Consider the following 13,982-nt stretch of genomic DNA (forward strand, 5'->3'; position numbering starts at 1 on the left):
TAGTTCTTTAGTTTGTATATTTGAATAAAATTAAAAAAATGCGCCTCTAACATCTTTTGTTAGAGGCGCATAAGCACGGTTCCACTCTTCGTTCAGTAAATTATTGTATATAAATCATTTCACAGGTTTATATCACATAGATTTACTCTCATTTAATCCATATATAATTTAACAATCAAAGGTGCATTCATTAATTTCCATGTTGTGCTCGCAGCGACCGCACACTCTCTGCATCATGTACCATTTAATTACTAATCCTTTGTTTTAATTCACTTATTACATTCAATATTATGTGTTAAATTGTAATTTTTCAAGTGTGAATTTTAATTTTTTTGATTTTCTCTATATGCTTAAATATATTCTTTCAATCGTGATAATACTTTGTCTTTACCAAGCACTTCAATTGTATTTGGTAATTCAGGGCCATGCATTTGTCCTGTAACTGCAACACGAATTGGCATAAATAATTGTTTACCTTTAATGCCAGTTTCTTTTTGTACTTCTTTAATCGCTTTTTTAATTTCCGCTGCTTCGAATGGTTCAAGTGCTTCTAATTTGCCATATAAATGTGTCATTAGTTCTGGCACTTGTTCACCATTGATAACTTCTTTTTCTTCTTCTCCAAATTCAGGCATATCATTAAAGAACATTTCTGAAAGTGGTACGATTTCTCCAGCATAACTCATTTCTTTTTGGTATAAAGCTACAAGTTTACGTCCCCAATCTAAATCTTCTTCAGAAGGGTTTTCTGGGATTAAGTTAGCTTTAATTAAATGTGGTAGTGCTAATTCAAATACTGTTTCAGTATCTTTTTGTTTCATATATTGGTTATTGACCCATGCTAATTTTTGTTTATCAAAGAATGCAGGTGATTTAGATAATCGTTTTTCATCAAAGATTTTAATAAATTCTTCTTTAGAATAAATTTCTTCTTCACCTTCAGGTGACCAACCTAATAATGTAATAAAGTTAAATAACGCTTCTGGTAAATAACCTAAATCACGATATTGCTCGATAAATTGTAAAATTTGCCCATCACGTTTACTTAGTTTCTTGCGTTCTTCATTAACAATAAGTGACATATGAGCAAATCTTGGTGCTTCCCATCCAAATGCTTCATAAATCATTAATTGTTTTGGCGTATTTGAAACATGGTCATCACCGCGAATAACATCACTGATTTCCATGTAATGATCATCAATTGCTACTGCAAAGTTATACGTTGGCACACCGTCTTTTTTCACGATAACCCAGTCGCCCATATTATTTGAATCAAATGAAATTTCACCTTTAACCATATCGTTAAAAGTATATGTTTTATCTTTAGGTACACGGAATCTAATTGATGGTTGACGACCTTCCGCTTCGAATTGTTGACGTTGTTCTTCTGTTAAATGAGCGTGTTGACCACCATATCTTGGCATTTCTCCACGTGCTATTTGAGCTTCACGTTCTGCTTCTAATTCTTCTTCAGTCATATAACATTTATAAGCTTTGTCTTCTTCTAATAATTGCTTAATCAGTGGGTTATAGATATCTGCACGTTCAGATTGACGATATGGTCCATAACCTTTATCTTTATCAACTGATTCGTCCCATTCTAATCCTAACCATTTTAAGTTATCGAATTGTGAAGATTCGCCATCTTCTAAATTACGTTTGCTATCAGTATCTTCAATACGTACTACAAAATCGCCGCCATAGTGTTTAGCAAATAAATAGTTAAACAAAGCCGTACGTGCATTGCCGATATGCAAGTATCCTGTTGGACTTGGTGCGTATCTTACTCTTACGCGTTCACTCATTTTATCCACTCCTGTAGTTTTTAATTATTGATATTTTTAATTTGTAACAATATCTATTCAACTTTCCTTATTGAATATGTAACGAATGATTATCCATGATTAAGTCTCTATGATAAATTTTATTTCTATCTACCAAAAATGAATCATTGTTAATACAAATTGTGTCAGAAACAATTGTAGCACTTCTACGCTACTTTGATAAGTTACTAGCATTCATTTTTCGTGTATTCATACCAATAAGTTTTCAACTCGTTTCACATGAAACTGGTTTGCCATATTCAATAATCATTCTTCTGTTATTTCATTTAAATTTTTAGCAAAGACAATACGTCCTGATGACGTTTGTAATAAACTAATCACTTCTAAATCGACATGTTGTCCTATTAATTTCTTAGCATTATCAACAACAACCATAGTACCATCGTCTAAATAACCGACACCTTGTCCTGGCTCTTTTCCCATTTTAGTTAATAAGATATTTAAATGGTCTCCTTGGTGTACATTTGGTTTAATAGCTTCTGATAGATCATTAACGTTTAACGCACTTATTCCATGTACATGACAAACTTTATTAAGATTAAAATCTGTTGTAATAATGTGTGCATGGTACTGTTTTGCTAATTTAATCAACAAAGTATCTATATCACTATGCGATTTTGTGGGATGAATAACACGCGTTGGATAATCTAAATCATATATTTGATTAAGTTTATCTAAACCTCTTTGTCCTTTTTCACGTTTAACACTATCATTAGCATCAGCAATTACTTGTAATTCATTAATCACACCTTGTGGAATAAGCACTTCTCCGTCCATAAACCCACATTTCATAATATCTATAACTCTTCCATCAATGATGGCACTTGTATCGATAATTTTTGGGATTGCCTTAAACGAATGTTGCGACATTGAACGTGATATGTTTTCTGGCAAAAACATTAACATCTCGTCTCTCTTCTTTAGGCCAAATTGGAAACCAAAATAACATAAAATCATTGTAATAATAATCGGAATAAAATGATTTAAAACTGAATTTCCTATCAATTCTAAAATAAATGAAATCATTACAGAGATGAGTAGTCCAATAATTAAGCCAATTGTAGCAAATAATATTTCTACAGCGCTACGTTTCATAATTGTATGTTCTAGCTCTTTAAAAGCAAATGTAATTTGTTTGATAAATAAACCAAAAATAATAAAAAATACAATAATCCCAATGAGTCCGTCTATATAATGATTCGTCAAAATGGGATATTGACTAAATCCTAAATCATTTACAACTTCAGGAATAATAATAATTCCTAAAGTAGCACCTATAATCATATAAATGGCTACAACCATTAATCTTAATGGATTCATTTTTTACCTCCTCTCTTTCAAATCACTTATGAATTAAATGCGTATTTTAATGCTTCATGTACTGATGAAACACCTACTACTTTTATATCTTCCGGGAAGGTCCAACCACCTATATTAGTTTGAGGAATAATAACTCTCTTAAATCCTAACTTTGCTGCTTCTTGAACACGTTGTTCTATTCTAGCTACACGTCTTACTTCTCCTGTTAGACCAACCTCGCCAATAAAGCAGTCTAAGCCGTCTACAGCTTTGTCTTTAAAGCTTGAAGCTGTAGCTACAATGATACTTAAATCAACTGCAGGTTCAGTTAATTTCACGCCGCCAGCAACCTTAATATAAGCATCTTGTTGTTGTAATAGATAATTTTCTTTTTTCTCTAAAACAGCCATTAATAAGCTTAAACGATTGTGATCGATACCGGTAGCCATACGACGCGGATTATTAAATGTTGTCGGTGTTACAAGCGCCTGTACTTCAATAAGTAGTGGTCTTGTACCTTCCATAGTTGAAACAATTGTTGAACCTGGCACATTAGTTGAACGTTCTTCTAAAAACATCTCTGAAGGATTTAGCACACCTTTTAGACCACTTTGTTTCATTTCAAATATTCCCATCTCATTAGTCGAACCAAAACGGTTTTTAACTGCTCGTAGTATTCGATAAGCATGATGCTCATCACCTTCAAAATACAATACAGTATCCACCATGTGTTCAAGTAATCTAGGTCCTGCAATTTGTCCTTCTTTTGTAACATGCCCAACAATAAATGTAGCTATGTTCATTTGTTTAGCTATATTCATTAAGCTTTGCGTACTTTCTCTAACCTGTGACACAGATCCTGGTGCAGAGCTAATTTCTGGATGGTATATTGTTTGAATAGAGTCAACTACTAGTAAATCCGGATTAATGTCTTTAACTGTTTGATAAATGACTTCTAAATCCGTTTCAGCTAATACTTGTAATTTACTCGAGTCTTCTTCCAAACGATCTGCACGTAATTTTGTTTGATTGATTGATTCCTCACCTGTGATATATAGAACATTTTTAGATTGTGAGAGTGAGGCACAAATTTGTAGTAGTAACGTGGATTTACCAATACCTGGATCTCCGCCTATTAATACTAATGATCCATTAACTATTCCTCCACCTAGTACACGGTTAAATTCTTTAGATTCTGTAAGAACGCGTGGTGTAGATTCATTTTTGATACTATCTAATGTTTGTACTTTCCCTGCTGTTTCTTTAGATTTAACACCATGTTTAGGATTGGCAGCTTTTTCTACTATTTCTTCCATCTGGTTCCATGCACCACAATTAGGACACTTTCCCATCCATTTTGGAGATTGATAGCCACATGCCATACATTCAAATATTATCTTTTTCTTGGCCAATTTCGCACCTCCGTTATATTTAAGAACAAATCTATTTTAAACTGACAATTTCATAATGACAAATTAAATGTTAATGCTTTAATTAATTTTTTAAAAGTATTCATAATTCAATACGATAAAGTCATTTTTTCGTCTTAATATGTAAATTTTATTTTTTATTAATTAATGCTTTTCTTTAATTATCGATATATTAATACTATTTTAACAATGTTATTTCCTATTATGTCACAACTCAATTTAGGAAGCATTGGAAATAAAGAATAATGGTTATTGAAATATAAATAAAGAGGTAGGAACATTTCGGTTCCCACCTCTTATTGTATGATTAAGTTTATGATGGTTTACGCTTCAGTAGATGCTTTATCTTCTTTTCTATCTTGAATGTCATATTTAAACTCTTCACCGTCATGATCTACTGTTACTTCTTTACCTTCCAATTGATTTCCGTCTAAGATCAATTCACTTAGATTGTCTTCAACCGTTTTTTGAATTGCACGAATCAATGGTCTTGCACCATATTCTGGATCATATCCTTCTTCAGCAATTTTTTCTTTGGCTTTTTCAGTAACTTTGATATTAATATTTTGTTCTGATAAACGCAATGTTAATTTATTCACCATCATAGTGACGATTTCTTTAAGTTCTTCTTTAGATAATTTGTGGAATACAATAATATCATCCACACGGTTTAAGAACTCAGGACGGAAAGCATTTTTAAGCTCTTTCATCATTGTTTTACGTATAGATTCATAGTCTTGACCATCATCTGCACCACCAAAACCAGCGAAACGTTGATCTTGTAATTCTTGAGCACCAACATTTGATGTCATAATGATAACTGTATTTCGGAAGTCAACTTGACGTCCTTTGGTATCCGTTAAATGACCATCATCTAAAACTTGTAAAAGTATATTAAATACATCTGGATGTGCTTTTTCAATTTCATCAAATAGGATAACTGAATATGGTTTACGTCTTACTTTTTCAGTTAATTGACCGCCATCATCATGTCCAACATAGCCTGGAGGGGCTCCGACTAAACGACTGACAGCATGTTTTTCCATAAACTCACTCATATCAACTCTAATCATAGCATCATCTTCACCAAACATTGATTCTGCTAAAGCACGAGCTAATTCAGTTTTACCCACACCTGTAGGTCCTAAGAATATAAAGCTACCAATTGGACGTTTAGGGTCTTTTAAGCCTGCTCTTGCACGTCTAACAGCTTTACTGATAGATGTCACGGCATCTTTTTGACCAATAACTCTATCATGTAGAGTATCTTCAAGATTTAGTAAACGATCTGATTCTGTTTCATTAATTCTAGTTAATGGGATACCTGTCCAACCTGCAATAACCTCAGCAATATCTTCTTCTGATAATGATGTACTTACCCCATCTTGTGAGTTTTTCCATTCATTTTTAGCTTCTTCATATTGTTTTTCTAATTTCGTTTGTTTATCTCTTAGATTAGCTGCATTTTCAAATTCTTGTGCATGGACAGCTGCATCTTTTTCATTTTTTACTTTTTCAATTTGTTGTTCAATTTCTTTTAAATTATTAGGTGTTGTATGACTTTTCAATCTTACTTTTGAACTTGCTTCATCGATAAGGTCAATTGCTTTGTCTGGTAAAAATCGATCTGACACATAGCGATGGCTTAATTTAGCAGCCGCTTCTAAAGCTTCATCTGAAATATTGATGCGATGATGCGCTTCATAGCGATCACGAAGTCCTTTTAAAATTGATACAGTGTCTTCAACTGTAGGCTCATCAACTTGAATAGGTTGGAAACGACGCTCTAACGCAGCATCTTTTTCAATGTTTTTACGATATTCGTCTAACGTTGTTGCACCAATACATTGTAATTCGCCACGTGCTAATGCTGGTTTTAAGATATTTGAAGCATCTATTGCACCTTCTGCACCACCTGCACCTACTAATGTATGCAATTCATCAATAAATAGAATCACATTGCCAGCTTGATGAATTTCTTCCATTACTTTTTTCAATCGTTCTTCAAATTCACCACGGTATTTTGTACCAGCTACAACAGTACCCATATCTAGTGACATGACACGTTTGTTTTTAAGTGTTTCCGGTACTTCATTATTTACTATAGCTTGAGCTAAACCTTCCGCAATAGCTGTTTTACCTACACCTGGCTCACCAATTAATACAGGATTATTTTTAGTACGACGACTTAATACTTCTATAACTCGTGTAATTTCTTTGTCTCGACCCACAACTGGATCTAATGTGCCATCTTTAGCAATAATTGTTAAATCACGTGCTAAACTATCTAATGTTGGTGTGTTATTAGATTTATTTGCTTGAGCATTTTTATTACTCATTTCTGGGCTACCTAATGCTTTAACTACTTGTGCACGTGCTTTTGTAATATTTAAATCAAGGTTAGCAAATACACGCGCCGCTACACCTTCATTTTCACGGATTAAGCCAAGTAAAATATGTTCTGTTCCTACAAAATTGTGATGTAGTTTACGTGCTTCGTCCATTGATAATTCAATCACTTTTTTAGCTCTAGGTGTATAATGTAATGTTGCCATAGGAGCTTGACCATGACCGATAAGTTTTTCAACCTCTTCAATAACTTTATCCTCTGTAATATTAAAGCTTTCTAATACTTTTGCTGCGATACCTTCAGGTTCTTTCATTAGACCTAATAAAAGATGTTCTGTTCCAATATTTGAATGGTTCAATCGAATTGCTTCTTCTTGTGCATGAGCTAATACTCTTTGCGCACGTTCAGTTAATCTACCAAATAGCATATGATTTGTTACCTCCTATTTTATATGTTCTCTTAAAACATTCGCTCTCTTTTCATTGACTGGTGTTTCATCTTCTTCATCAAATAAAAATGGTGTTTGAATACCAACCATCAATTCATTGAATTTAAAATTATCAAGTTCGATATAATTTAAATCTATGCCTAATTTAACTTCACTCAATCGATAAGATGCCTCTTCCATAGAGATAAGTCTGCTATTTTGCAATATTCCTAATGAACGATAGACTCTATCTAATGTTTCTATATGTTTATGTTTATCTAATCTTGATCGGATTTGAAGTTCTTCATTTATAATTTGATTGATTACTTCTGTTAAATTCTCTATGATTTCTTCTTCTGTTTTCCCCAATGTTAATTGGTTTGAAACCTGGTAAATGTGGCCATAAACTTGTGACCCTTCACCATATATTCCTCGAATGGTAAAACCAAATCGGTTAATAGTCTGTGCTATACCTGACATTCTTTTCATTATAGAAAGACCAGGCAAATGCAACATCACACTTGCTCTCATACCAGTTCCGATATTAGTAGGACATGTAGTTAAGTACCCTAAATGTTCATCATAGCTAATATCAAGTTGTTGGTCGATTTCATCATCTAGTGCTGACGCTTCTTTATACAATCTTTCTAATGATAAATCTGTACCAAGCGCTTGAATTCTAATATGATCTTCTTCATTAATCATGACACTAATAGATTCATCATCATTTAGTAGAACAGCCGATGCTGGTTGTTTGATCAACTCTGGACTTACCAAATGTTTAGCAACCAATTTCATTTTATTTTGTTGGTCCATCATATCTAGTCTTTTTAAAGTCATGCTAGGTAATGCATCTTGTACTTCATTTATTACTCTAAATCCATCTTGTTCTGTCGGAAACATGAGTGGGTGAACATGATTTTCAAGATTTCTTGCTAGGCGAATTCTTGAAGAAATGACCACTGGTGCTTCTTTATTCGTTTTCATCCACTCACTAATGTTAGGTTCTAAGTCACTCATCATGTTGCACCTCGCTCTCTTCACTTAGCGATTTGATTTCGTCTCGAACAATAGCTGCCTGTTCGAAATCTTGTTCATCTATTAATTGTTGTAAATATTGCTTTTTCTCTTCGATTTTCTTTTTAAGTGCAAGCTTATGATAAGAAGAGTGAGGTACCTTTCCTACATGTTCATATTGACCGCCTTGCACACGTCTTACTATGTCTAGGATGTCATCCTTAAATGTGGCATAGCAATTAGAACAACCAAATTTGCCTACATGTGCTATGTCTTTTAACGTCATATGACAAGTTGGACATCTTTTTTCTTCCTGAAATGCCATTTCTTGAAAATTAATACCATGTTTAGTTGCTAAATGTTGTAATATTTGCTTTACAACAAATGCTTCTTCTATATCATCTTGATGATGATAGGATGATTGCTCTTGGTGTGTCCATGGGTTATCACCTTGCGCACAAGTACTACACACCCATTTTTCTTGCATACCATCTTTACTTTTAACAGTTAATTTAACTTCAGCTTCATTTAAATGGCAATTTTCACAAAGCAAAAAGCAACACCTCAATTCCTCTAGTAATAATTTATGACAGGTAAAATTCGTTTAAGAATATTTGCTCTAATAATATCTCGAGAAACAATATCCATTTTTAACGTTTCTCGATCAATGGCAGCAATAATCATTTTTGCTTCTCTTTCATTCACAAGTCCTTTATCTAACAAGCCATCTATTAAATAAAGTGCTTGTTGTTGAGATATTGAAGGACCTATTAATTGAAGTAAATGATTAATATAACCTGTTTCATCTTTGTTTTCAATTTTCGTGATTCGGATGTATCCTCCACCACCACGTTTACTTTCTATTTCGTAACCATGCTCATTTGTAAATCTAGTTTTAATCACATAGTTTAATTGAGAAGGGACGCAGTCAAAACGTTGAGCAATATTTGCTCTTTGAATTTCCACCACATCTTCATTGGTTTCTTCAAATAAATGTTTAATGTACTGTTCTATGATGTCGGACATATTATGCATGATTATCACCTCTTTTTGACCTTCTTTGACTATATTATATGACCAACTTTGACCATTTTCAATTAATTTGATTTTAAATTTTTAAAATTTATGATGTTAGCGCTTATTTTTTATTGTATGATAGACAATAGAATAAATTAAAGGAATGAAAAAACATGCACATTCTCATTGGGATTATTGGAATTATTTTCTTCTTAGCACTCGCGTACTTATTTAGTTCAGATAGAAAGAATATTCGTTGGCAATATGTTGGACTATTATTAGTTATTCAATTAATTTTCGCCTTCATTTTATTAAAAACAAACATTGGTATTACAGTCATTGGTGGTATTGCTAATGGTTTTGGTTATTTGCTATCTAAAGCAGCAGAAGGCGTTAACTTCGTTTTCGGTGGTTTTAAATATGTAGATCCTAAAAATCCACCATTTTTCTTTAACGTTTTATTACCAATTGTATTTATTTCAGCATTAATTGGGATTCTACAATACACTAAAATTTTACCATTTATAATTAACGTATTAGGTTTCCTTATTTCAAAAATCAATGGTATGGGACGTTTGGAATCATACAATGCAGTAGCAGCAGCAATTTTAGGTCAATCTGAAGTGTTTATTTCTTTAAAACAACAACTTCCTTATATACCTAAACAACGTTTGTATACTTTAACAGCATCTGCAATGTCTACAGTATCTGCTTCAATTATAGGTGCTTATTTCACATTAATTGAACCGAAATACGTTGTAACAGCTGTTGTATTAAACTTATTCGGTGGTTTCATCATCGCTTCAATCATTAACCCTTATCAAGTTAATGAAGAGGATGATAAATTATTAGTAGCCGAAAGTGAAACGAAAAATCAATCTTTCTTTGAAATGCTTGGGGAGTATATTCTAGATGGATTTAAAGTGGCAGTCATTGTAGGTGCGATGCTTATCGGATACATCGCAATTATCGCGTTACTAAATGGCTTAGTAAGTGGTACTTTCAGTTTACTTTCACATGGCGCAATCAAATGGGATTTCCAAACTTTAATTGGATTTGTATTTGCTCCATTTGCATTCTTAGCAGGTGTCCCATGGAACGACGCAGTACAATCAGGTTCTGTTATGGCAACTAAATTATTATCAAATGAATTCGTTGCAATGCAGGCATTAGGTAAGTTAAATGGCATTTCAGAACACGCTAAAGGTGTTACTTCAGTATTCTTAGTATCATTTGCTAACTTTAGCTCGATTGGTATTATTTCTGGTGCTATTAAATCATTAAATGATAAAAAAGGTGACGTTGTTGCAAGATTCGGATTAAAATTATTATTCGGTGCGACATTAGTATCATTTATTTCAGCAGCAATTGCTGGATTCTTCATCTAATGAACAAAGGCAATGTATGAAAGAGCATTTAAACTCAATCATACATTGCCTTATTTTTATTTTTGAATCATATGGTTTATAAAATAATCAGTTACACGATAACCATCTGTTAATTCTGGATGAAATGATACACCTAAATATTCACCTTGTTTAACTGCAACGATTTTATCGCCAACTTTACTTAATATTTCAACATTGTCAGCTACCTTCGCAATTTGAGGTGCTCTAATAAAAACACCTTCTATATCCTTAGCTATGCCTTTGATATCTAATTCCGATTCAAAGCTATCGACTTGTCTACCAAACGAATTACGTTCAACTGTAATATCTAATTTATTTAAATAGCCTTCTTCACCTTCAACATCACTAGCCAATACGATTAAACCTGCACAAGTACCAAACATAGGTAAATCTGATTGCTGTAACTTTTCTTTAAAACCATATAAATCCATTAACCTTCTTAATGTTGTTGATTCGCCACCAGGTAAGATTAAACCATCGATATCATCTAGTTGTTCTACTTTTTTAATTGGGATACCTTCATGGCCACTTAATTCTATATGACGAATATGTTCACGAACTGCACCTTGAAGTGCTAATACACCTATTTTCATATATTACCAACCACGCTCTTGCATACGTTCTTCTAATGAAATTTGATTAATATCTAACCCTTTCATGGCTGTTCCTAATTCTGCAGCTAATTTACCAATTAGCTCATAATCTTGATAGTGTGTTGTAGCTTGAACAATTGCTTTAGCGAATTTTTCTGGATCTTCAGATTTAAAAATACCTGATCCAACAAATACGCCATCTGCACCTAATTCCATCATTAAAGCAGCGTCTTGAGGTGTTGCAACGCCACCTGCTGCAAAGTTAACAACCGGTAATCTACCATTATCTTTGATTTGTTTTAATACTTCATATGGTGCTCCAATATCTTTAGCAAATGTCATAATTTCATCATCATTCATAACAGTCAAACGACTGACTTCAGCATTAACTCTTCTCATATGTCTTACTGCTTCGACAATATTACCTGTTCCTGGTTCACCTTTAGTTCTTAACATAGCAGCACCCTCGCCAATACGACGAGCAGCTTCACCTAAATTACGACAACCACATACAAAAGGTACAGTGAATTGATCTTTGCGTAAATGATATTCTTCATCAGCAGGTGTTAATACTTCTGATTCATCAATATAATCCACACCCATTGCTTCTAATACACGTGCTTCTGTAATATGACCAATTCGTGCTTTAGCCATTACTGGAATAGATACAGCATTCATTACCTCTTCAACAATTTTAGGATTAGCACTACGTGCAACGCCACCTGCTGCACGGATGTCAGAAGGTACTCTTTCTAATGCCATAACTGCAACAGCACCAGCTTCTTCTGCAATTTTAGCTTGTTCTGCATTGACAACATCCATAATAACGCCGCCTTTTTGCATTTCAGCCATTCCTCGTTTAACTCTTTCAGATCCAACTATTTTAGACATAAATTCTACCCCTTTACTTCTTGATTAAATTTATTGTAAAGGATAAACTGATATTTAAAAAGGTTCAATTTATTTATTATAAAGGGGGTCAGATAAATGAGAGAGACACAATCACTCTATATTGATTTATACGAAAAATTAAAAAAGCAAATTATAGAAGGTCAGTATCAGTCAAATGACAGGTTTCCTTCAAAACGCCAATTAAGTGAACATTTATCTTTAAGCCAAACAACAATTGAGCATGCCTATCAATTGCTATTGGATGAAGGGTTTATTTACTCTAAACCCCGATCAGGTTATTACGTATCCGATATCGAATCATTACCTGTACTTCCCAAACAATATGTTTTGCCCACAACTACATACATCAATAATGACAATACGGAGATAGAGAAAACAAATTATAATTATTCTTTCAACTTATCTGAAATCGATGCAGAATATTTTCCCACACATTTATTTAGAAAATATGCAAAAGATGTATTTGAAGATAATCAGTTTGATCTGTTACAAAGAGGAGACAATCAAGGAGAATTTGAATTAAGACAACAAATTGCGCATTACTTATTCAATAGTAGAGGAGTAACATCTCATCCAGATCAAATCGTAATAGGGTCTTCAACAGAGCAATTATTAAATATGTTGACTGATATACTTGAAGATGCGTCATTTGCTATAGAAAAACCCAGTTATCCTCCGATTAAACAAGTATTAGATAAAAAGAAATTCAACTATTTACAAGTCCCAGTCGAGAAAAATGGAATACAAACTCATCCTATTTTATCATCAGAACATAACATTATTTATATTACACCTTCACACCAGTTTCCTACTGGCCATGTCATGAATCTAAAAAAAAGAACTCAACTCATCAATTGGGCTCAACAACAAGATAATAGATACATTATCGAAGATGACTATGATTCAGAATTTAGATATTTTGGTAAACCTATCCCTGCATTACAGAGTCTTGATTCCCAAGATAAAGTCATTTATTTAAGTACCTTTTCAAAATCTATTTATCCAAGTTGTAGGATCGCATATATTGTATTACCACCGAAATTGTTAGAACAATATCATCATTATCATTATAAAGAAGCCAATACAGCTCCAGTTCATATCCAAAGAATGATTGCACAGTTTATGAGTAGTGGTAGTTTTGAGCGTCATTTAAATAAAATGAGAAAAATTTATAAAGAAAAATTGCAATTTATTTTAAATGCTTTGTCACCATACGAAAATCAATTGAAAGTTGACGGTGCACTCACGGGCATGCATTTTACTCTAACTGTTTTAAACGGATTAAACATGGAAGAATGCTTACAACGCGCTAAAGAACATTCACTGAAATTACATCCATATGAATTTGAAGAAAACTCAAATTTGAATCCTCCAAAATTTATTATAGGTTTCGGTGGTATTCCTAAAAAACGATTAGCTTCTCATACGGAAGCACTCATCAATTCGTTAATTATAAAGTAACACTTCTTTTTCTTTTGAAAAAGTTAGTGTTACTTATGCAATTGACGCTAGTCTATTGTATTCATAATTAACTTGAGGAATATAATTAAAGATAAATGGATAAACTGACTCTTTCTTATTTTAAACATAAAAAAAGAGACCTTGCGGTCTCAATTAGATTGCCTGGCATGGGCTATTGATCTTAATAGCTCATGCTATTAAGTAAGTAAAACATGTGATTTTC

The 13,982-nt window shown here is 33.0% G+C and carries 11 protein-coding genes; 2 read left to right on the forward strand and 9 right to left on the reverse strand.

All coding sequences use genetic code 11. From position 1 onward, the window contains the following. Positions 1-350: 350 nt before the first annotated feature. The 7 genes from gltX to P7F85_RS11055 all read right to left on the reverse strand — a co-directional run bounded on the left by gltX (position 351) and on the right by P7F85_RS11055 (position 9,402). On the reverse strand, positions 351-1,805 hold the full coding sequence (gene gltX / locus P7F85_RS11025) for a glutamate--tRNA ligase (protein WP_002465549.1): 1,455 nt from the start codon (positions 1,803-1,805) through the stop codon (positions 351-353). A 285-nt stretch (positions 1,806-2,090) separates the two neighbouring features. Further along, a complete protein-coding gene (locus P7F85_RS11030) occupies positions 2,091-3,164 on the reverse strand; it encodes a PIN/TRAM domain-containing protein (RefSeq protein WP_002465562.1) in 1,074 nt (357 codons plus the stop codon). 26 nt (positions 3,165-3,190) lie between these two features. Continuing rightward, entirely contained in the window at positions 3,191-4,555 is a 1,365-nt protein-coding gene (gene radA / locus P7F85_RS11035; protein WP_002465557.1) for a DNA repair protein RadA, read from the reverse strand. 341 nt (positions 4,556-4,896) lie between these two features. After that, complete coding sequence (locus P7F85_RS11040; protein ID WP_002465575.1) at positions 4,897-7,350, reverse strand: ATP-dependent Clp protease ATP-binding subunit; 2,454 nt, start codon at positions 7,348-7,350, stop codon at positions 4,897-4,899. Positions 7,351-7,365: 15 nt separating this feature from the next. Further along, positions 7,366-8,370 (reverse strand): protein arginine kinase, encoded by a 1,005-nt coding sequence (locus P7F85_RS11045; protein WP_002465569.1) that lies wholly within the window; start codon positions 8,368-8,370, stop codon positions 7,366-7,368. After that, a complete protein-coding gene (locus tag P7F85_RS11050; protein ID WP_002465548.1) occupies positions 8,363-8,920 on the reverse strand; it encodes a UvrB/UvrC motif-containing protein in 558 nt (185 codons plus the stop codon). The genes P7F85_RS11045 and P7F85_RS11050 overlap by 8 nt, the downstream gene beginning before the upstream one ends. Before the next feature lie 20 nt (positions 8,921-8,940). Beyond that, positions 8,941-9,402: a CtsR family transcriptional regulator gene (locus P7F85_RS11055; protein ID WP_002451197.1), complete on the reverse strand. Its 462-nt coding sequence runs from the start codon at positions 9,400-9,402 to the stop codon at positions 8,941-8,943. A 155-nt stretch (positions 9,403-9,557) separates the two neighbouring features. Between P7F85_RS11055 and P7F85_RS11060 the strand changes: the two genes are divergently transcribed. Next, on the forward strand, positions 9,558-10,772 hold the full coding sequence (locus tag P7F85_RS11060) for a NupC/NupG family nucleoside CNT transporter (RefSeq protein WP_002465580.1): 1,215 nt from the start codon (positions 9,558-9,560) through the stop codon (positions 10,770-10,772). 56 nt (positions 10,773-10,828) lie between these two features. On the opposite strand, the gene pdxT is transcribed toward P7F85_RS11060, so the two are convergent. Both pdxT and pdxS read right to left on the reverse strand, forming a co-directional pair. Further along, positions 10,829-11,386, reverse strand: coding sequence for a pyridoxal 5'-phosphate synthase glutaminase subunit PdxT (pdxT, locus tag P7F85_RS11065; protein WP_046464277.1), 558 nt, complete (start codon positions 11,384-11,386; stop codon positions 10,829-10,831). Between the two features lie 3 nt (positions 11,387-11,389). Beyond that, positions 11,390-12,277 (reverse strand): pyridoxal 5'-phosphate synthase lyase subunit PdxS, encoded by an 888-nt coding sequence (pdxS, locus tag P7F85_RS11070; RefSeq protein WP_002451194.1) that lies wholly within the window; start codon positions 12,275-12,277, stop codon positions 11,390-11,392. A 96-nt stretch (positions 12,278-12,373) separates the two neighbouring features. Here pdxS and pdxR point away from each other — a divergent pair, with 96 nt between their 5' ends. Then, a complete protein-coding gene (gene pdxR, locus P7F85_RS11075) occupies positions 12,374-13,759 on the forward strand; it encodes a MocR-like pyridoxine biosynthesis transcription factor PdxR (protein ID WP_002465559.1) in 1,386 nt (461 codons plus the stop codon). Positions 13,760-13,982: the final 223 nt, after the last annotated feature.

It is taken from the genome of Staphylococcus sp. aM (genome assembly GCF_052975125.1).